The organism is Chelativorans xinjiangensis, assembly GCF_009812055.1.
In the GTDB taxonomy this organism is placed as follows: Bacteria; Pseudomonadota; Alphaproteobacteria; order Rhizobiales; family Rhizobiaceae; genus Chelativorans; species Chelativorans xinjiangense.
In genome coordinates this window covers 37,317-56,924 of sequence record NZ_WQNH01000001.1, presented here as the reverse complement: position 1 = coordinate 56,924, position 19,608 = coordinate 37,317, and the positions used below count along the sequence as shown (strand labels likewise).

The 19,608-nt window shown below is 64.8% G+C and carries 15 protein-coding genes; 8 read left to right on the top strand and 7 right to left on the bottom strand.

Annotated elements, in window-relative coordinates; translation table 11 throughout:
- The first annotated feature begins 174 nt into the window (after positions 1-174).
- The 8 genes from GM910_RS00250 (at position 175) to GM910_RS00215 (ending at position 11,271) form a co-directional block, all read left to right on the top strand.
- A complete protein-coding gene (locus tag GM910_RS00250; RefSeq protein WP_159585377.1) occupies positions 175-1,977 on the top strand; it encodes an ABC transporter ATP-binding protein in 1,803 nt (600 codons plus the stop codon).
- A gap of 320 nt (positions 1,978-2,297) precedes the next feature.
- On the top strand, positions 2,298-3,227 hold the full coding sequence (locus GM910_RS00245; protein ID WP_159585750.1) for an ArsR/SmtB family transcription factor: 930 nt from the start codon (positions 2,298-2,300) through the stop codon (positions 3,225-3,227).
- Positions 3,228-3,571: 344 nt separating this feature from the next.
- A complete protein-coding gene (gene arfA / locus GM910_RS00240; protein ID WP_159585375.1) occupies positions 3,572-5,083 on the top strand; it encodes an arabinosylfuranosidase ArfA in 1,512 nt (503 codons plus the stop codon).
- A 200-nt stretch (positions 5,084-5,283) separates the two neighbouring features.
- A complete protein-coding gene (locus GM910_RS00235; RefSeq protein ID WP_159585373.1) occupies positions 5,284-7,191 on the top strand; it encodes an ABC transporter substrate-binding protein in 1,908 nt (635 codons plus the stop codon).
- A 267-nt stretch (positions 7,192-7,458) separates the two neighbouring features.
- Complete coding sequence (locus tag GM910_RS00230; protein ID WP_159585371.1) at positions 7,459-8,463, top strand: ABC transporter permease; 1,005 nt, start codon at positions 7,459-7,461, stop codon at positions 8,461-8,463.
- Between the two features lie 7 nt (positions 8,464-8,470).
- Positions 8,471-9,328 carry an ABC transporter permease gene (locus GM910_RS00225; protein WP_159585369.1) on the top strand — a complete coding sequence of 286 codons (858 nt, stop codon included), beginning with the start codon at positions 8,471-8,473 and terminating at the stop codon, positions 9,326-9,328.
- 51 nt (positions 9,329-9,379) lie between these two features.
- The gene (locus GM910_RS00220) at positions 9,380-10,360 is read left to right on the top strand and encodes an ABC transporter ATP-binding protein (RefSeq protein ID WP_159585749.1); all 981 of its coding nucleotides are present in this window, start codon (positions 9,380-9,382) and stop codon (positions 10,358-10,360) included.
- Positions 10,357-11,271, top strand: a complete 915-nt coding sequence (locus tag GM910_RS00215) for an ABC transporter ATP-binding protein (protein WP_159585367.1) — start codon at positions 10,357-10,359, stop codon at positions 11,269-11,271. The genes GM910_RS00220 and GM910_RS00215 overlap by 4 nt, the downstream gene beginning before the upstream one ends.
- Before the next feature lie 575 nt (positions 11,272-11,846).
- Here the strand turns inward: GM910_RS00215 and GM910_RS00210 are convergent.
- From GM910_RS00210 to GM910_RS00180, 7 genes are all read right to left on the bottom strand, one after another.
- On the bottom strand, positions 11,847-13,760 hold the full coding sequence (locus GM910_RS00210) for an ABC transporter ATP-binding protein (protein ID WP_159585365.1): 1,914 nt from the start codon (positions 13,758-13,760) through the stop codon (positions 11,847-11,849).
- The gene (locus GM910_RS00205) at positions 13,760-15,628 is read right to left on the bottom strand and encodes an ABC transporter ATP-binding protein (protein WP_159585363.1); all 1,869 of its coding nucleotides are present in this window, start codon (positions 15,626-15,628) and stop codon (positions 13,760-13,762) included. Before GM910_RS00205 ends, GM910_RS00210 begins: the two co-directional genes overlap by 1 nt.
- A 342-nt stretch (positions 15,629-15,970) precedes the next feature.
- On the bottom strand, positions 15,971-16,336 hold the full coding sequence (locus tag GM910_RS00200; RefSeq protein WP_159585361.1) for an EF-hand domain-containing protein: 366 nt from the start codon (positions 16,334-16,336) through the stop codon (positions 15,971-15,973).
- Positions 16,337-16,352: 16 nt separating this feature from the next.
- Positions 16,353-16,601, bottom strand: coding sequence for a glycine zipper 2TM domain-containing protein (locus GM910_RS00195; protein WP_159585359.1), 249 nt, complete (start codon positions 16,599-16,601; stop codon positions 16,353-16,355).
- A 244-nt stretch (positions 16,602-16,845) separates the two neighbouring features.
- Positions 16,846-17,784 carry a ribokinase gene (gene rbsK / locus GM910_RS00190; protein ID WP_159585357.1) on the bottom strand — a complete coding sequence of 313 codons (939 nt, stop codon included), beginning with the start codon at positions 17,782-17,784 and terminating at the stop codon, positions 16,846-16,848.
- 3 nt (positions 17,785-17,787) lie between these two features.
- Entirely contained in the window at positions 17,788-18,240 is a 453-nt protein-coding gene (locus GM910_RS00185; RefSeq protein ID WP_159585355.1) for an RbsD/FucU family protein, read from the bottom strand.
- A 152-nt stretch (positions 18,241-18,392) separates the two neighbouring features.
- Positions 18,393-19,448 (bottom strand): ABC transporter ATP-binding protein, encoded by a 1,056-nt coding sequence (locus tag GM910_RS00180; RefSeq protein ID WP_159585353.1) that lies wholly within the window; start codon positions 19,446-19,448, stop codon positions 18,393-18,395.
- Positions 19,449-19,608: the final 160 nt, after the last annotated feature.

Sequence of the window (19,608 nt, the reverse complement as noted above, 5' to 3'; positions counted from 1 at the left end):
CACTGACCGCTTAGCGCGCCAAAAGGTCAAGACGGCTGCCGCCCGTGCGCCTCCCACGTGGAGCGTGCGCAGCGTAGCCCGGCACCGCTTGACCGATGCATTTTTTTCGTCCCGGCGCCGTTTCATGATTTTCCGATTCTGAGGACCGGATGCCCTGCGCATCCGTCGAACGCCATGACTTCCTTCCGCAATGCCCTGCGGGGTAATGCCTTTCGCAGCGTGTTCCAATTCCTGGACGCGCATTGGCGGCGCCAGCCGGCAAGGCTCGCCTTCATCATCACGGCCGTGCTCGTTTCGACCACGGCCGACGTTTTGACGCCGCTCTATTCCGGCCGGCTGGTCGATGCCGTGGCGCGAGGCGCGGCCACGGACGAGGTCGCCTGGAACGCGGCAATCGCCGCATTCCTGACCCTGCTCGCGCTCTCGGGCGGTGCCATCGTCATGCGCCATATCGCCTTCATGGGCATCATCGACCTGACGCTGAAGATGATGTCGGAAATCGCCGCCGATACGTTTCACCGCGTGCAGCGCTTCTCGACGGACTGGCACGCCAACAGCTTCGCCGGTTCGACGGTGCGCAAGATCACGCGCGGCATTTGGGCGCTCGATCTTTTGAACGACACCCTTCTGGTGGCGTTGCTTCCTTCCGCGGTGATGTTGGTGGGCTCGGCCCTGTTGCTCGGATGGTATTGGCCGACGATGGGCCTGATCGTCGCCGCCGGCTCGATCGTCTATGTGGCGCTGACGGTCACGCTTTCGCTTGGCTATGTCGCGCCGGCGGCGAGCCTTGCCAACGCCTGGGATACGCGGCTCGGCGGCGCGCTCGCCGACGCCGTCTCCTGCAACGCCGTTGTCAAGGCCTTCGGTGCGGAGGGGCGCGAGGATGCGCGTCTCAGTCGCGTTATCGGGAAATGGCGTCACCGCACGCGCCGCACCTGGGTGCGCGGCACGATCAACGGCACCACGCAAGGAGCGATCATGCTCGTCCTGCGCGCGGCGGTCATCGGCTTCGCCGTGTTCTTGTGGAGCGGCGGCCAGGCGACGGCGGGCGACATCGCCTTCGTGCTCACCGCCTTCTTCGTACTGCAAGGCTACCTGCGCGATGTCGGCATGCATGTGCGCAACGTGCAGCGCTCGGTCAACGACATGGAGGAGCTGGTCGATATCCACAGCCAGCCGCTCGGGGTGGAAGATGTTGCCGGCGCGCAGCCTATCGCCATCGAAGAGGGCAGTATCGAGTTCGAGAACGTCACGTTCCACTATGTCGGCCACGCGACGCCGCTTTACCGCGACTTCTCGCTATCGATCCGGCCGGGCGAACGCGTCGGCCTCGTCGGGCACTCGGGATCGGGCAAGACGACCTTCGTCAAGCTGATCCAGCGGCTCTACGACGTCACAAGCGGGCGCATCCTGATCGACGGCCAGGACATCGCCCGCGTGGCGCAGGCCTCGCTCCGCAGCCAGGTCGCCATCGTGCAGCAGGAGCCGATCCTGTTCCATCGGTCGCTGGCGGAGAACATCGCCTACGCCCGTCCGGGCGCGTCGATGGCCGAGATCGAGGAGGCGGCGCGGCTAGCGAGCGCGCACGACTTCATCACTGCGCTGCCCAAGGGCTACGCGACGTTGGTCGGCGAACGCGGCGTCAAACTGTCGGGCGGCGAGCGCCAGCGCGTGGCGATCGCCCGCGCCTTCCTGGCCGACGCGCCGGTCCTGATCTTCGACGAGGCGACGTCGAGCCTCGATTCGGAATCGGAGGTGCTGATCCAGGAAGCGATGGAGCGGCTGATGGTCGGGCGCACGACACTGGTGATCGCGCATCGGCTTTCCACCGTGCGCGCGCTCGACCGGCTGCTCGTCTTCGACCGGGGGCGGATCGTCGAGGAGGGCGACCACGTCCAGCTCGTCCGGCGCGAAGGCGGCATCTACCGCCGGCTCTTCGAGCGCCAGGCCCTGGAGCTCACCAAGGGCTTCGCGTAGAGCGGGACGAGTTTTGGATCGGTCACCCTCTACCGCCGCGCGTCATCCCGGAAAGCCGAAGGCTTGTCCGGGACCCATTCCGTGACGTCAACGTTCCGGAATGGGTCCCGGCTCTCACGGAGCCTGTCCTCGGGCTCGCCGAAGGCGAGACCCGGGGGTTCGGCCGGGATGACGGCGGTTGGGGAAACCGGGCTTAAACTCATTCCGTTCGCTACGCCGTTTCCGACTGGGATCGACATTATCAAACTTCTTGATATGCTTGCCCGCGACGTCGCGGGCTGCCCGTGACAGCCCTCCTTCATGCCGGCACCGGTGACTTCATGAACCGCAACTTCCTCGTCGTCGATCCAGAAGAAAACATGCCCACGCTCAGGGGCTTGGCCTCGCCCGTGCGCGCGCGGATGCTGAAGCTTCTGCACGTCGAAGGACCGATGAACGTCAACGATATCGCGCGTGTGCTCTCGCTGCCGCAGTCGACGGTATCCTCCAACCTGCAGATCCTGGAGGAGGGCGGGCTCGTCCGGTGCGAGACGGTCAAGGCGCGCAAGGGCAACCAGAAGATCTGCCATTCCACCTTCGACGAGATCCTCGTGCTCTTCAAGGAAACGCTGCCGCCGAAGGCCGACAACACCATCGAGGTCGTCATGCCGCTCGGCCTCTACACGGCCTGCAGCACGGAGGCGCCCTGCGGGCTCTGCTCCGTCGAGGGCATCATCGGCCTGCTCGACGTGCCGGACTATTTCCTCGATCCGGACCGCATGAAGGCGGCGCTTCTGTGGTTCGGCCGCGGCTATGTCGAATACCAGTTCCCCAACAACGCCAAGCTCGCCGGCTCCGGCATCGACAGCATCGAGTTCTCGATGGAACTGTCTTCCGAGGTGCCCGGAACCAGCACGAACTGGCCCTCCGACATCACGCTTTGGCTCAACGGCATCGAGGTCGGCACGTGGACCTCGCCGGGCGATTTCGGCGACAAGCGCGGCGTCTACACGCCCTCCTGGTGGAAGCTGAAAGGTTCGCAATACGGCATGCTGAAGACCTGGTCCGTCAACGGCAAGGGCACCTTCATCGACGGCATGAAGATCTCCGATATGACGATCGACACGCTCGATCTCGCCGGCCATCACTCGATCCGCATGCGCATCGGCATCCGCGAGGACGCGAAGCATCCGGGCGGCGTGAACATCTTCGGACGCGGCTTCGGGAACTACGATCAGGACATCGTCATGCGCATCAACGTGAAGCGGTGACGCCTGCCGGTGTGAGAATCGTCAGGATGGCGCTCGTCGCGTCGACCCCCCTCCGCCTGCCGGCACCTCCCCCACAAGGGGGGAGGCAGGCTGGCCGCTCGCTCCGGCGCGCCTAATCTGCAAACGGTGGAGATTGGCGAAGAGGGCGGCGACAGCTTTCCTCCCCCCTTGCGGGGGAGGTGCCGGCAGGCGGAGGGGGTGGTGGCGACGGGCGCCGTCCTTTCAAGCGACTGCCCCCGCAACACATCTATTCTCCGAGGTTGACACGGCTCCTCCAAGCAATCAGGATAGCCGATATATATCGCGTAGACCGATTCAAAAGGATCGGCCATTGGGAGGACGCCGTGAAGGCTCACGTCACCGCACACAAGGATTACACCGTCTCCAGGATCGACGACCGGCTTTACGGCGCCTTTCTGGAGCATCTGGGCCGTGCCGTTTATACCGGAATTTATGAGCCGGGTCATCCGACCGCGGACGAGAACGGCTTCCGCGGCGACGTGCTCGAGCTCGTCCGCGCGCTCAACGTCCCGGTCGTGCGCTATCCCGGCGGCAATTTCGTCTCCGCCTACAACTGGGAGGACGGCATCGGCCCGCGCGAAGACCGGCCGGTGCGGCTCGATCTTGCCTGGCACACCAGCGAGACCAACGAGGTGGGCATCCACGAATTCGCCGACTGGTGCCAGGCTGCCGGCACCGAGATGATGCTTGCCGTCAATCTCGGCTCACGCGGGCTCGATGCGGCGCGCAATTTCCTCGAATACTGCAACCATCCCGGCGGCTCCTACTGGAGCGATCTTCGTGCCAAGAACGGCCGGCGCGAGCCGTGGGACGTGAAGCTGTGGTGCCTCGGCAACGAGATGGACGGCCCCTGGCAGGTCGGCCACAAGGACGCGCACGAATACGGCAAGCTCGCCGCCGAGACCGCCAAGGCCATGCGCGCTTTCGACAAGTCGCTGGAACTGGTGGTGTGCGGGTCGAGCCACTCGGACATGCCCACCTATCCCGAGTGGGAGCGCGTCGTTCTCGAGCACACCTACGAGGTGGTCGACCACGTCTCGCTGCATATGTACTTCCGCAATCCCGAGAAGAACACGGCCAACTATCTGGCGCTCAATCACAAACTGGACCGCTACATCGGCACTGTCGCCTCCACCATCAACTACGTGAAGGGCAAGAAGCGGTCGAAGCGCGACGTCTACATCTCCTTCGACGAGTGGAACGTGTGGTACCACTCCAACAAAAAGGACCGCGCCATCCTCGACGGCGGCAACGGCTGGCCGCTGGCGCCTGGCCTTCTCGAGGACATCTATAATTTCGAGGACGTTCTGCAGGTCGGCTGCATCCTCAACACCTTCATCCGCCGTTCGGATGTGGTGAAGATCGGCTGCGTTGCGCAGTTGGTCAACGTCATCGCGCCGATCATGACCGAGAGGGGCGGCCCCGCCTGGCGGCAGACGATCTACTACCCCTACTATTTCGCCTCGATCCACGGGCGCGGCACGGCATTGAATCTCCTGGTGGACTGCCCGGGCTACGACAGCGCGCACGACGACAACGTGCCCTATGTCGACGTTTCGGGCGTGCACAACGAGGAGGAAGGCACGCTCACCTTCTTCCTCGTCAACCGGCACGGCTCGGAGGCGATCGACGTCGAGGTGAGCCTGCAGGGTTTTGCCGGCGGCACGGTCATCGACCATCAGGTGATGACCCATACGGACCTCGAAGCGGTGAACACCGCCGCCAACCAGCAGAACGTGAGGCCCCGCAGCGGTTCGGGTGCGAGGGTGGCCGATGGGGCGCTTGCCGCTTCGCTGCCTGCCTATTCGTATCAGATGATCCGCGTGAGGCTCTAAGCAAACCACAGCTATTCCTCCCCGCCTTGGAGGCGCATTTCCAACAGGGAGTGCGCCTTTCTTTTCTATATATCATGATTTCTGGTTTACATCAGATTATCCGTTGACAAGCGCCCGACATTGGTGAAGCATGTCTTTTGGGTGTCGGAGGGCACTTGCGACAGGGTGCCGCTGAGCATCCTCGCCTAGGGAGGAAACCGATGCGAAAGCTGAAGACGCTTCTGGTGTCGGCGCTCGTCTCGCTGGCTTTTGGCGGCACCGCCATTGCCCAGGAAGAGGCCGCCGCGCCGCCGCTCAACGAATTTCCGCGCGAAGAAACGCTGATCATCAACAATCCCGAGCCGCCGGCGATCAATCCCGGCATGTTCAACATGTGGGTCGCCGGCAACGGCGCCGCATGGGCGAACGGCCTGCATCAGCTGGCGCTCGACACGCTCTGGTTCATCGACCCCGACGCCGGCCTCGAAGGCGCGCTTTACAACCAGCTGGCAAGCGAGCCCTGGCAGTACAACGAAGACTTCACGGAGATGACGGTTCATCTGCGCGAAGGCATCCTGTGGAGCGACGGAGAGGAGTTCACGGCCGACGACGTGGTCTTCACCGTGGAGACGCAGATGAAGACGCCCGGGATGGTCTGGAGCGCGCCGTTCTCGGAGTATGTGGAAAGCGTTGAGGCGGTCGACGACTACACGGTGCACTTCACCCTCAAGGAGCCCAACTCGCGGTTCCACTCCAATTTTTCCGTGCGCTGGAACGCCGCCTGGATCATGCCCGAGCATATCTTCTCCAAGGTGGAGGACGTGACGGCGTACGACTTCAACCCACCGGTCGGGCTCGGTCCCTACACGCTCCATTCCTTCGATCCGAACGGCTACTGGTACATCTGGGAGAAGCGCGAGGATTGGGACAAGACGGCACTCGCCCAGTGGGGCGAGCCTGGGCCGAAATACGTCATCTACCGGTCCATTCCGTCGACCGACAGCCGCCTGATCGACATGGTCAACGGCGACCTCGACATGATCCACGATCTGACGCCGGAGGGCATGTTCAGCCTCATCAAGCAGTCGCCGACGTCGCGCGGCTGGTTCCCCGGCTTCCCCTACGCCCATCCGGATCCGACACTGCCCATGGTGATCTTCAATCACCAGAACGAGAAATTCCAGGACAAGCGGGTGCGCTGGGCGCTGGCGCTGATGCTCGATGCGCGCGCCATCTCCATGGCCTCCTACCGGGGTGCGGCGACACTCTCGGCCATCGCCATCCCGCCGACGGGCACGCATCCGCGGGACTATCACGCACCGCTTCAGGAATGGCTGACCGACTACGAGCTGGACACCGGCACGCGGACGATCAAGCCCTACGATCCGACGATCGGTCTGCAGGTGGCCGACATGGTGCGCCCGCAGTTCGGCGACGAGGTGCCGACCGACGAGGAAGCCATCCGCACCGCCTTCGGCTATGGCTGGTGGAAACAGGACATCGAGGCGGCGACCGAGCTTCTGGAAGCGGCCGGCTTCACCAAACAGGGCAACCAGTGGATGATGCCGGACGGCGAGCCCTTCGCCTTCACGCTCAACACATTCCAGGAAGGCGTGATCAACCGCATGGGCACCATGATCGCCCAGCAATGGTCGCAGCAGGGCATTCAGGTGACGGCAGAAGCCGACCCGGAGATCTACCGCTCGACACTGCCGCTCGGCCAATACGAGGCGGCGACCGCCTGGTCGATCGAGACCTGGGGCGGCGATCCGGACTTGAGCTTCTTCCTCGACAGCTGGCATTCCGACTACGTTGCAGAACCCGGCGAGCGTCAGCCGCACCGCAACTGGCAGCGCTGGAAGAACCCGCAGCTCGACGAGATCATCGAGGAGGTGCGCAAGACCGAGTTCACCAATCCTCGCAACCTCGAGCTCGGCCATGAGTTCGTGAAGCTGATGGTCGAGGAGATGCCGGTGATCCCGGTGATGTCGTTCAACGTGTTCTCGGCCTACGACACACGGTACTGGACCGGGTTCCCGACGGCGGAAGAAGACCCCTACGCCAACATCGTCACCAATTGGGCGAACTCGAAATATATCCTCACCCAGTTGAAACCTGCCAAAAAGTAGGCGGACCACCTCCCAGGACGAGGCGTCCGGCGGAAGCCGGGCGTCTCCCGCAACCCGGCTGAGGAGCAGCGAGCCAAGCAAGATGAATTCAGGCCGGATCAACCCCCTCGCCGTCATCCCGGAAGCCGCAGCGGAGCGGAGGCTGTCCGGGACCCATTCCGGAACGTCGACGTCACGGAATGGATCCCGGCTCTCTCTGCGCTTCGCTCCGTTCGGCAGGGATGACGGCGCTTTCCTGCTTAACCAAGCTGAATTCACCGCGCGCCCATGAAGGACTATCTGACTTTCGCCCTGAAGCGCTTCTTGCAGCTTCTCGCCGTCGTCTTCACCGGTATCTCGGTGGCCTTCTTCGTTTCGTACCTGAGCCCCATCAGCCCCGTTGAGACCATCATCGGGCGTGTCGCCGGGCAGTCGGCCTACAGCCCTGAGGCCATCGAATCGCTGCGGCAGACGCTGACCGAGCTTTTCGGCCTCAACGTGCCGCTTCACGAACGGTACTTCAATTTTCTCGGCCGCTTTCTGGTCGGCGATCTCGGGCCGTCGCTGCTCGCCTTTCCGACGCCCGCCATGAAGCTGGTCATGCTGGCGCTGCCGTGGACGGTCGGGCTCCTGACGATGTCGACGATCCTTACCTGGCTCATCGGCAACATTCTCGGCGGCCTTGCCGGCTACTACCAGAATTCGCGGCTGCTCAAGGCCTTCGGCGTCGTCGCCATCGGCATCCAGCCGATCCCCTATTACATCGTCGCCTTCCTGATGGTCATCATCTTCGGCTTCCTGTGGCCGGTGCTGCCGATCTCCGGCGGCTTTTCCATGAACGTCCGCCCCTCCTGGTCGCCCGAATTCGTCGTCTCGATCCTGCGCCACGCCATCCTGCCGGCGGCATCGCTGGTGATCGTCGGCCTCGGCACCTGGTTCCTCGGCATGCGGGCGCTGGTGTCCAACATCGTCACCGAAGATTATGTGACCTATGCCGAGCTTGCCGGCGTGAAGCGCGAGCGCATCGTCTCCTCCTACGTCATCCGCAACGCTATCGTGCCCCAGCTCACCGCGCTCGCCATGGCGCTGGGGGGCATCTTTTCCGGCACCATCATCACCGAGCAGGTCTTCTCCTATCCAGGCCTCGGCACGCTTCTGGTGCGGGCGGTCAATGCCGGGGATTCGGCGGTGGTGCTCGCCGTCTCGTGCATCGCTGTCATCGCGGTGGCGACGGCGATCTTCCTCATCGACCTCCTCCACCCCCTTCTCGATCCGCGCATCAAGGCGGAGTAAGGCCGATATGTTCAGCGTCTTCCGCGATCTCATCCGCTACAACATCGAGTTCACCATCGGTGTGGTGCTCGTCGGCGTCATCGTCGCTTTCTCTCTTCTGAGCTTCGCCTCGCCCGTCGATCCGACGGCCATCTATACGACGATCCCCGATATGCCGCCGAGCGCGGAGTTCTGGTTCGGCACCAATTCGCGCGGGCAGGATCTCTTCTGGCAACTCACCTTCGCCTTCCGCAACACGCTGTTCTTCGGGCTGACCGTCGCGGTGCTGTCGCGCATCATCTCGATCACGGTGGGGCTGACGGCAGGCTATCTCGGAGGGTGGACGGATCGGACGCTGATGTTTTTCAACGATATCTTCGTCGCCATTCCCATCTTTCCGATCCTCATCCTCTTCTACTTCGTGCTGCGCAACAACCTCGACATGATGAAGCTGGCGCTGATCATGGCCTGTTTCGGCTGGCCGTTCGACGCGCGGCTCATCCGCTCGGTGGCGCTGGGGCTGAAGCACCGCGAGTTCACGCGGCACGCCGTCTTCGCCGGCATGTCGCCCGCAAGGATCATGTATGAGGAGCATCTGCCTTATGTGATGCCGATCGTCTTTTCGACCGCCATGGCCAACATGATCTGGTCGATCGGGCTCGAGGTGACGCTCGCCGTCCTCGGCTTCACCAACATCAACGTGCCGACCGTCGGCACGGCGCTCTACTGGGCCAACAACCACTCGGCGATGGTGGTCGGCGTTTGGTGGTGGATCGTCATCCCGGTGGTTCTGATCGTCATGACCTTCCTGGGACTGTTCCTCCTGGCTGTCTCGATGAACGAATACATCGACCCGCGCAGCCGCCTGCGCCGCATGGGAGCCTGACCCTTGGCCGACGACATTCTCACCGTCGAGGGTCTCAAGGCCTACTACCAGATGAACTACTTCGGCGTGGAACGCGAGGTGCGCGCGGTCGACGACGTCACCATGCGCGTCATGGCCAACGAGATCTACGGCATCGCCGGGGAGAGCTCGTCCGGCAAGACCAGCTTCATCAAGGTGCTGGCCGCCGCCATCCGACCGCCTTTCCGCATCGTCGACGGACGGGTGACGTACCGGTTCAACGGCAAGCCCATCGACGTCGCCCATGCCGGGGAAGACGAGATCGCGAAGATCCGCTGGAAGCACCTGTCCTATATCATGCAGGGCTCCATGAGCGTGCTCAATCCCGTGCGCCGCGTGCGCTCCACCTTCGAGGACTTTGCCTTCCGGCCGATGGGCCTGAAGCGCGATGCGTTCTGGGAGGCGGTGGAAGCGCATCTCGCCCGCCTCCACCTCGAGCCGGGGGTGCTGAGGGCCTATCCGCACGAGCTTTCCGGCGGCATGCGCCAGCGCGTGACCATCGCGCTCGCCACCGTTTGCCGCCCGGAGTTCATCATCGCCGACGAGCCGACGACGGCGCTCGACGTGGTGGTGCAGAAGGACGTGCTGGCAATGATCCGCGAGGTGCAGCAGGCGCTTGGCTCCTCCGTCGTCTTCGTCACGCACGACATGTCCGTCCACGCCAACGTTACAGACAGGCTGGCCATCGTCTATGCCGGCCGCATCGTCGAGGAGGCGCCGACGCGGACCATCTTCACCGCCGCGCGCCACCCCTACACCCGCCATTTGGTCGCCAGCCTGCCGCGCATCGGCGACACCAGCCCCAAGCCGTCGCTTGAGGGTCGCCCGCCAAGCCTTGCCGAGCCGCCGGCGGGCTGCCGCTTCCACCCGCGCTGCCCGATCGCCGTCGAGCGCTGCCGCAGGGAGGTGCCGGTGCTGGAGGAGCGACCGGGCGGACATCGGGTCGCCTGCTTCCGCGCCGACGAGGCGCTTCCCGCCGAAAAGATCCTTAATGTCGAGGAGCCCCTCTCATGAGCGCGCCGCCGCTTCTCGACGTCCGCGACGTCAGCAAGGTCTTCACCATGGGGGGAGTGCTGTCGCGCAAGCAGATCAGGGCCGTCAACGAGGTGAGCTTCGCGCTGTCGACGGAGACGCCGGAGATCTTCACGATCATCGGCGAATCGGGCTCCGGCAAGACGACGCTCGCCCGCATGATCTTCGGCAGCGACGTGCCGACGAGCGGCGAACTCAAGTTCGAGGGGAGGGACATCGCCGCGCGCCGCGGAGCGGATCGGCTTGCCTTCATGGCGCGCGTACAGCCGATCTTCCAAAACCCGTTCGAAGCGTTCAACCCGCTGAAGCGCGTCGACCGCTATCTCGCCTCCACCGCCCGGCGGTTTCTCAACGCGCGTACCGAGGCCGAGATGGAAGGGCCGATGGACGAGGCGCTCCACCATGTCGGCCTGTCTCTGAAGGAGGTGAAGGGGCGCTTTCCGCACGAATTGTCCGGCGGCCAGTTGCAGCGCACGGCCATCGCCCGGGCGTTGATCTCGCAGCCGAGCGTGATCGTCGCCGACGAGCCCGTCTCCATGGTCGACGCCTCTCTCCGGATGGCGATCGTCAACCTGTTCAAGCGGCTGCGCGACGAACTCGGCGTGACCATCATCTACATCACCCACGACCTCGCCACCGCCTACTACATCAGCGACCGCATCATCATCATGCAGAAGGGGCACGTGGTGGAGATGGGGCCCGCCCGCCCCATCCTCGAAGCCCCGCAGCACCCCTATTCGCAGCTTCTGAAGCGCTCGGTGCTTTCCTTCGACGACGCGGGGAGGGGACTGATCACCCGCTCCGGCCGCGAAGAGGTGGACACGAGCGCCGAAGCGCTCGTCAAAGGGCGGCTGGAGCCGGCAGAAGACGGGCGGCTGGTGCGAGTGGGGTGAGGGGGAGGAGGCGCGTCGATGCCGACATGACATGCGCCATCGTTGCCACGCCCGGTTTTCACCGTCTGGCCATTTCAAAGAACCCACCCTTCGGGAAGGGTGGTGGGAAGACGGGCGGCCAAAGTGTCGCCAGTCTAAATTTTTTCAGCGACCTCTCGGCCGCCCGTCCGGCGTTCTTAAGTCTCCGCCCGTTCCGCTTCCACGAAGCCGGATCCGGAAGGCTTTAGGCCTCCCACGACAGGGCGCTCCGCGCCCCCGTCTCCCCGGCTCCCCTTTAAAGTGCACCGTCCGGCACGCGCCGCCCGTAGTGGCGGCAGGGGAACCCTTGGGCGGAGCCTCCCCGGGCCGGCCGCCACGTTAGCGGCCCGCCGGAGGCGCCGGCCCCTCCCCGCGAGACCGCCGTCGCGATCCACGTTCCCGCGGGAGGGACGGGGAGCATGATAGGGGCGGCCGAGGGAGGGGGGCGTATTTTCGTGCGAAAAAAGTTTGCAGGTTTTTTGGAATCAATGGGTTGGCGGAAATTGGCCGCCGATTTTATCCCCGTGGCAAGGTTGGCGCCGTTGACCGGACGGCGGCTAGGTCTGCGACCCGCTCTGCGCCGAGGCCTCAAGCTCCGCCTCCGGGATATCGTCGAAAGAGGCGTAGTTGAGGTTGTAGAGTTTGGAGTAGAGGCCGCCCTTGGCCATGAGTTGGTCGTGGTTGCCGGTCTCGATCACCTGGCCGTTCTGCAGGACGATGATGCGGTCCGCGCCCCGGATGGTGGCGAGGCGGTGGGCGATGACGAGGCCGGTGCGACCCTGGAGGAGCCTGATCAACGCCTTCTGGATCAGCATCTCGGTATAGCTGTCGATGTTGGCGGTGGCTTCGTCGAGGACGAGGATCTTGGCGTCGGCCACCAGCGCACGGGCGAAGCTGATGAGCTGGCGCTGACCGAGCGAGAGATTGCCGCCGCGCTCGCCGAGGATGGCATCGTAGCCGCCGTCGAGGGACATGATGAAGTCGTGCGCGCCCACTGCCCTGGCCGCCTCGATCACCTGATCGCGGGTGGCGTCGGCCTTGTGGTAGCGGATGTTCTCGAAGACGGTGCCGGTGAACAGGAACGGCTCCTGAAGCACCATGGCAACCTGGCGGCCGAGCGATTCCTGCGTCAAGTCGCGCACGTCGTGGCCGCCGACCAGCACCTCGCCCTTCTGCACGTCGTAGAAGCGGTGGACGAGCGCCATGGCGGAAGATTTGCCCGAACCCGTGGGGCCGACGAGGGCGACCGTCTCGCCGGGATTGACGCGGAAGGAGACGTCTTTCAGCACCGGCTGCTTCGGATCGTAGCCGAAGGTGACGTCCTTGAACTCCACCGAGCCGTCCATGTCCGGCGACAGCACCTTGGCGCCCGGCTTGTCCTTGACGTCGATGCGGACGTCGAGCACGTCGGTGAGGCGCTTTCCCGAGGCCATGGCGCGCTGCATGACCGAGTATTGCAGGGTCAGCGAGCGGATCGGGTCGAAGAAGCGCTGGATATAGAACAGGAAGGCGACCATGATGCCGACGTCAAGACCGCCGTTCAACACCATGGAGCCGCCGACGACGATGACGAAAGCCATGGCAAGGCCGGTGAGGCTGTCGACGATGGGCACCATGACCTGGGCGTATTTCGCCGCCGTCAGGTGGGTCTTGAGGTTGGCGGCGGCCTTGTCGTCGTAGAGGGTGAAATTGACCTGCTGGCGGTCCATGGACTGCACCGCGCGCACGCCGTGAATGGCCTCGGCGAGCGCGCCGTTGGCGACCGAATTGGTCTCGTGGGCGGCCATGAAGGCTTCGCGGGCGCGCGGCAGCCAGAAGATGCGGACGATGAAGAGGATCGGCATCACCGACAGCGTCAGCAAGCCGAGGCGGAAATCGAGCCACAGCATGACGAAGACGATGCCGAAGAGGAGCACGATGTCGCCGACCGAGAGCACCGAGGTCTCCAGGAACTCCTGCATGGAATTGACGTCGCCCTGGAGCCGCGACATCAGGCGCCCGACCTCGGTCTTGTCCATGAAGGAAAGCGAGACCTTCTGCAGGTGCCCGAACATGGCGCGGCGGATGTCGAACAGCACGTTCTCGGCCATCTGGCCGACCACGGTTTCCTGGATGTAGCTGGCTGCGTAATTGATGAGGATGGCCAGCGCGAAGGCGGCGACGGAATAAAGGAGGGCAGGGTGGTCGATCTCGCCGGGCGCCATGCCGTTGTCGATGGCGTAGCGGATGATGAGAGGGATGACGAGCTGCGTGGCGGTGAAGATCAGGACGGCGGCCACCGAGATGATCACCCTGGCGCGGTAGGGGCGCACGAACGCCCAGATGCGCTTGACGATGTTCTTGTCGAAGACGCGGCCGAACATCTCCTCTTCGATTCGGTGCGAGCCGACGACGGCGCGCGGCGGGCGGCGCCCGCCGTCGCGCACCTCGTTGCGTTCGACCTCGATCTCGCCTGCGCCGTCCGGGGCCATCAGCCGCCGCCTCCCGCTTCGTCCAGCATCTCCTCGCCGGGGCGGACCTGGAGGTCGTAGAGCGCCCGGTAGCGCCCGCCCTTGGCGAGAAGCTCCTCATGGGTGCCGCGCTCGACAATCTCGCCGCCTTCGACGAAGAGGATCTGGTCGGCATGCATCAGCGAGCTCAGCCGGTGAGCGATGACGATCGTCACCCGGTCCTTGGCGAAGCGTCGCATGGCCGTGCGGATGCGGCTCTCGGTGGCGGCGTCGATGGCGGCGGTGGAATCGTCGAAGACGATGACCGAGGGCTTGAGCATCATGGTGCGGGCAATCGTCAGGCGCTGGCGCTGGCCGCCCGACAGCGATACGCCGCGCTCGCCCACCACCGTGCCGTAGCCGGCGGGAAGCCCGAGGACGTAGTTGTGGAGCTGGGCGAACTCGCTGGCCCGCGCGATGCGCCGCTCCTTGGCCCAGGGATCGCCATAGGCGATGTTGTTCTCGATGGTGGTGGTGAAAAGGAAGGCGTCCTGCTGGACGACGGCGACCGACTGGCGGAGCGATGCCAGCGTCGCCTTGCGGATATCCTGCCCGTCGAGCGTGATGGCGCCGCCGGTGACGTCGTAAAAGCGCGGGATGAGGTGGGCGATGGTCGACTTGCCGGAGCCGGGCGGGCCGACGATGCCGACTGTCTCGCCCTTCCTTGCCTCGAAGCTGACATTCTTCAGGACCTGGCGGTCCTGCGCGCCCGGATAGGCGAAGGAGACGTTGTTAAAGCGCAGGGTGCCGTCGGTGATGTCGAGCGGCTTGGCGTCCGGCGCGTCCTTGACGGCGATGTCGAGGTCGAGCAGGCCGAACAGCCGCGAGCCGCAGGTGGAGGCGCGGGCGAACGCGTTGACCATCATGCCGAGCTGGCGCACGGGCATCTGCAGGATGGTCATGAAGGTGAGGAATGTCGCCAATGTACCGACGCTGATCTCGCCGGCGACCACCTTGTTGCCGCCGACGAGCAGCACCAGTCCCATGGCCAGGAAGAAGGAAAAGGTCATGGCCGAGGTATTGCGCACGCGGATGCCGACACGCTCGTGGGCGAGCTCGAGCGCGCTCTTGGAGGCGCGGTCGAACTTCATCATCTCGTGAGCCTGGGCGGCGAAGGCGCGCACCACGCGGATGCCGCCGAGGTTCTCCTCCATGACGCGGGTGAGCACCGAAAGGCGCTCCTGCAGCTCGAGCCAGGTGGCGCGCAGCTTCAGCCGGGTGACGGAGGAGCGCCAGCCGACGAAGGGGACGAAGCTCAGCGCCAGGAGGCCGAGCACGGGGTCGGTGGAGATCAGAAGATAGGCGCCGATGCCGATCAGCATGGTGAGCAGGACGACACGCACCAGCGCGGTCGAGAAATACATCCGCACGCCCTCCAGATCGAGCATGCCGATGGTGATGAGGTCGCCCGAATGCACCCGGTCGTGGAAGGAGAAGGACAGGCGCTGGATTTTCTCGTAGCAGGCAAGCCTGAGCTCGTAGCCGATGTGATGGCCGACGGCTTCGGCGTAGTAGTTCTGCGTCATGGTGAAAAGGCCGCGCAGGATGCTGACCGTCAAAAGCAGAAGCGCGGAGATGAGAAGCGCGCTTTCGGCAGCCGCGCCCTCGGCCCCGCCGCCGATGGCGGTCTGGGTCTGGTCCACGGCGCGGCCCAGAAGCTGGGGGATCGTGAGCTGCAGGGTGGCGGCGATGATGGTCGAGCCGATCGCGAAGGTGACCTGCCAGGGATGGCGCAAATTCATGCGCGTGATCCGCAACAGTGTGCTGAGGCCCTGGCCCCAACCGGCCGCCTCCACATGCGCGAACGAATTCCGTGCCTTCGTCGCGCTGCCAATGGCATCGCTGCTCAAGGTGCTTTCCAGACTGAGTTTTTTCGCCCTACGGGCGGCGGCAAGCCGAGCGACTCGCCGTCAGGACCACTCGCCGCGCAATTAGGGCGCAACGGGGCGGCGGGTTCAAGTGTCTTGAACCCCTATATGGCGGTTTTTTGACGACTGGCACAGCATTTGCGGCCGGCGTGGCACGATACCCCGCCGGCCTAGTGGTCTGACCCAAACGGATGGTACCCATCCGTTTGGGAAAGTCAGCCCGCAAGCTATTAATCCGGTGGGGCGATTTGTCCTGACAGATGGGCACCATCTGTCAGGATCGCACCCCTGTCTTCGGGCGATCACTCGCCGGGGCGGCTGAACCTATTCCAGCCGCCCGTCGCCGCTTCTGTCTGCCGCGGCGAAATCCTGCATGACGCGGTTCATGAACTCGTCCTGGCTGACGCGGCCGTCGCCGTTGGCATCGGTGGCGGCGAACTGATCCGCGGTCAGGACCTCTCCGGTTTCGGTCTCGACCAGATAGCCGTCGCCATTGGCGTCGAGCCTGCCGAAGGCCTGGATCATGAAGGTCTGGTATTCCTGCTGGTTCACGGCGCCGCTGTCGTTGGCGTCGAGCTCATTGAGATGGCCTTCGTGCATCGGCATTTCGGTTGTCGGTGCGGTCTGGGCGGCCGCGGCGCCCGCGAAAAGAAGAAGGCCGGACAGGGCGGCAAAGATTGTTTTCTTCATGGGATCCTCCTTCGCCTTAGCGGCACGCCAGCCGATTGCCGAGAAGACCGCCGCCGCCGAGGCCGGCCGCGGTGGCAAGGGTCCGTCCGGTCCCGCCGCCGATCGTCGAGCCGATCAGGGCGCCGACGACCGCTCCGCCGACAGTCCCGGCAATGCAGCCGAATTCGTGATTGCGGGCCTGAACATTCGGGTCCGAACTCGACTGGCAGCCGGCCACCAACAAGGATGACGCGGCCGCAGCCACAATTACTCCGTTCCTGATCATGTCCCTCTCCTCGTTTTTCAGGGCGCCCGCATGATTGTCGGGCCAACGCCCCGGGAGCGTGTCCGATCGACCAGGAGTCCTCGTCAGGCCGACCGTCACTCGCGATGAGCCCAACCCCGCCGGTGAGACGGAACTAGGATAGGCCAGTCGCCTTCAATTCCGATTCACAGTTTCTTTCACGTCTAAATTTCGTTCACGGCGTCGGCGAGGCTGCCGTGTCTTTGAGTGTGCCTGGCTGCCGGTTTCAGGCGCTTGCCTGAGACGCAAGAAGCGCTTCGACTTCGGTAAGCGTCGGCATCGAGGGGGCGGTGCCCGGGCGGGTGACGGAGATGCCCGCGACGGTGCAGCCGAAGCGCACGGCTTCGGCCGGTGTCAGGCCGCGCGCCAGGCCTACGGCGAACCCGCCGTTGAAGGCATCGCCCGCGCCCGTGGTCTCGACAACGGGGCCGGCGGCGAACGCGGGGACGTGCCGAGCGCCGTCGCGATCGACGATGAGCGCTCCCTTCTCGCCCAGCGTGATCACGGCCGACCGGACGCCCTTCTCCAGAAGTGCCTCGCCGGCGCGGCGCGCGTCGGTGGGGGAGGCAGCCGCGATGCCCGTCAGCTCTTCCGCCTCCGTCTCGTTGGGCGTGGCGTAGTCGCAAAGGGCGAAGATCTCCGGCGGCAGCTTTGCGGCGGGCGCGGGGTTGAGGATCGTCGTCACGCCCGCTTCCCGGGCGATTTCCAGGGCTCGGATGGCCGCCTCGATGGGCTGCTCGAGCTGCGTGACGAAGACGCCGGCGGAGCGGATGAGGTCTGCCTTGGCCTCGATGTCGGCGGGGGAGATGAGGCTCGCGGCGCCAGGGCAGACGATGATGGCGTTGTTGCCGCTTTCCTCCTCCACGAAGATGTAGGCGGCACCGGTGTAGCTCTCCGGTGTCTCGATGACCGCCGGTTCGACGCCCGCTTCCCGCCATGTCGTGAGCGCCATGTCGGCGAACGGATCGCGGCCGAGCCGGGTGATGAAGCTGACCTCGGCGCCAAGCCGCGCGGCGGCGACGGCCTGGTTTGAGCCCTTGCCGCCGGGGCCGAGCTTGAAGGCGCTGCCAAGGAGCGTCTCGCCCATCCGCGGCTGCCTTGCGGCGCGGTAGGCGGTGTCGGCGACGAACACGCCGAGGATGACGATCGGCTTGCCCTTCTCCATGGCTCAGCCCTGATCCGGCGGGATGACGCCCTTGCGGAAGGCGAAGCAGCCGTAGAAGCGGCGTTCGCCGGTCTGGATGACGCAATAGGCCTTTCTGGCGCGCTCGTAGAAGGCATAGCGCTCGACGCCGATCATCGGCCAGGAGCGGCCCTCCGCCTTATCGACCACCTTCTGCACCTCCGCCTGCACCGGCGGGATCTCGTCCGGCGCGCCGACGATCTCCATGCGGGCCGCCGCGTCGTCGACGAAGGTGTCGAGCGGGTAGACGGAGAGGATGGCGGCGGCCACCTCGGCTGCCGTGGCATCGATGCGCAGAAGCTTGCCGAGGCGCGTCTGCCGGGCGAGGGAATCGGAGGGGAAGTTGGTGTCGGCGATGATGACGTCGTCGCCGTGGCCCATGGCCCTCAGCGCGAAGAGCACATCGGCATTCAGTAGCGGGTTGATCCCCTTGAGCATGTCTTCCCTCCAAGAGCGGCCGGTCTGTCCCGGCCAAATTTCGGTTGTGCGTTGGAACCTGTTCACCGTTTCATCGAATCGATGGACGGGTCTAACTCGTTGTTTTGTCGCAATTCCGGACGGAAAACCAGTTTCGACTTCCTGGAATTGCTCTATAGCCTCTGCCCGGTGTCGGCATGGAACAGATGCACCTGGTCCGGGCGCGGGCGCAACCGGATCGTCTCGCCGGGCCGGAAATTGTGACGCTGCCGGAACAGGGCGACGAGGTCGTCGCCGCCGAAATGCAGGAACACCAGCGTCTCCGAGCCCGTTGGCTCGACCACGGAAACCTCTGCCGGAAAGCCGTCGTCGGAAAGCTCCAGATGCTCCGGGCGGATGCCGAGCACGATCGGCTGGCCGTCTTCCGCGTGATGATCGCCGGAGACGGCGACATGCGCGCCGTTGACCTCGACGGCGGTCTTCCCGCCGTTCACCGTCGCCTTGAGCATGTTCATGGACGGCGAGCCGATGAAGCCGGCGACGAAAAGGTTGGCCGGGCGGTCGAAGACCTCCAGGGGCTCGCCGACCTGCTCGACCCGCCCGTCCTGCATGACGACGATCCTGTCGGCCATGGTCATCGCCTCCACCTGATCGTGCGTGACGTAGACGGTGGTCGTCTTCAGCCGCTGGTGCAGCTCCTTGATCTCGGTGCGCATCTGCACGCGCAGCTTGGCGTCGAGATTGGAGAGCGGCTCGTCGAACAGGAAGACCTGCGGGTCGCGCACGATGGCGCGGCCCATAGCGACCCGCTGGCGCTGGCCGCCCGACAATTGCCGCGGATAGCGGTCGAGAAAGGGGTTGAGCCCGAGGATGCCGGCCGCGCGGTCGACCCGTTCGCTCACCTCGCTGGCAGCCATGCCGCGCAGGCGCAGTGCGAAGGCCATGTTGTCCTTCACCTTCATGTGCGGGTAGAGCGCATAGTTCTGGAACACCATGGCGATGTCGCGCTGGGAGGGCGGCAGGTGGTTGACGATCCGGTCGCCCACGAGGATCGCTCCCTTGGTGATGCTTTCGAGGCCGGCGATCATGCGCAGCAAGGTCGACTTGCCGCATCCCGACGGCCCGACAAGGACGACGAACTCCCCATCGGCGATGTCGACATCCACCCCGTGGATCACCTCCACGGAGCCAAAAGACTTGCGGACCCTGCGGACCGTAACGTTGGACATGGTTCCTCCCGAGACCCGACCGGCCAAAAGAACAAACGAGCCGGCGCGCGATGTCAATTGTAAAGACAGTTCGGGCGCCACCTCCGCCCACACAGGTTACGGGCGTGGCTTCGACTGGCCCCCTCTCTTGCGATTTCTAACACTTAGCTTCCGCTTCGCT

What these genes read in the sequence shown, in the direction of transcription:
- GM910_RS00250 (WP_159585377.1), top strand. Translation starts at nt 175, where the DNA reads ATGACTTCCTTCCGCAATGCCCTGCGGGGTAATGCCTTTCGCAGCGTG.
- GM910_RS00245 (WP_159585750.1), top strand. Translation starts at nt 2,298, where the DNA reads ATGAACCGCAACTTCCTCGTCGTCGATCCAGAAGAAAACATGCCCACG.
- GM910_RS00235 (WP_159585373.1), top strand. Translation starts at nt 5,284, where the DNA reads ATGCGAAAGCTGAAGACGCTTCTGGTGTCGGCGCTCGTCTCGCTGGCT.
- GM910_RS00230 (WP_159585371.1), top strand. Translation starts at nt 7,459, where the DNA reads ATGAAGGACTATCTGACTTTCGCCCTGAAGCGCTTCTTGCAGCTTCTC.
- GM910_RS00225 (WP_159585369.1), top strand. Translation starts at nt 8,471, where the DNA reads ATGTTCAGCGTCTTCCGCGATCTCATCCGCTACAACATCGAGTTCACC.
- GM910_RS00220 (WP_159585749.1), top strand. Translation starts at nt 9,380, where the DNA reads ATGAACTACTTCGGCGTGGAACGCGAGGTGCGCGCGGTCGACGACGTC.
- GM910_RS00215 (WP_159585367.1), top strand. Translation starts at nt 10,357, where the DNA reads ATGAGCGCGCCGCCGCTTCTCGACGTCCGCGACGTCAGCAAGGTCTTC.
- GM910_RS00210 (WP_159585365.1), bottom strand. Translation starts at nt 13,760, where the DNA reads ATGGCCCCGGACGGCGCAGGCGAGATCGAGGTCGAACGCAACGAGGTG.
- GM910_RS00200 (WP_159585361.1), bottom strand. Translation starts at nt 16,336, where the DNA reads ATGAAGAAAACAATCTTTGCCGCCCTGTCCGGCCTTCTTCTTTTCGCG.
- GM910_RS00195 (WP_159585359.1), bottom strand. Translation starts at nt 16,601, where the DNA reads ATGATCAGGAACGGAGTAATTGTGGCTGCGGCCGCGTCATCCTTGTTG.
- rbsK (WP_159585357.1), bottom strand. Translation starts at nt 17,784, where the DNA reads ATGGAGAAGGGCAAGCCGATCGTCATCCTCGGCGTGTTCGTCGCCGAC.
- GM910_RS00185 (WP_159585355.1), bottom strand. Translation starts at nt 18,240, where the DNA reads ATGCTCAAGGGGATCAACCCGCTACTGAATGCCGATGTGCTCTTCGCG.
- GM910_RS00180 (WP_159585353.1), bottom strand. Translation starts at nt 19,448, where the DNA reads ATGTCCAACGTTACGGTCCGCAGGGTCCGCAAGTCTTTTGGCTCCGTG.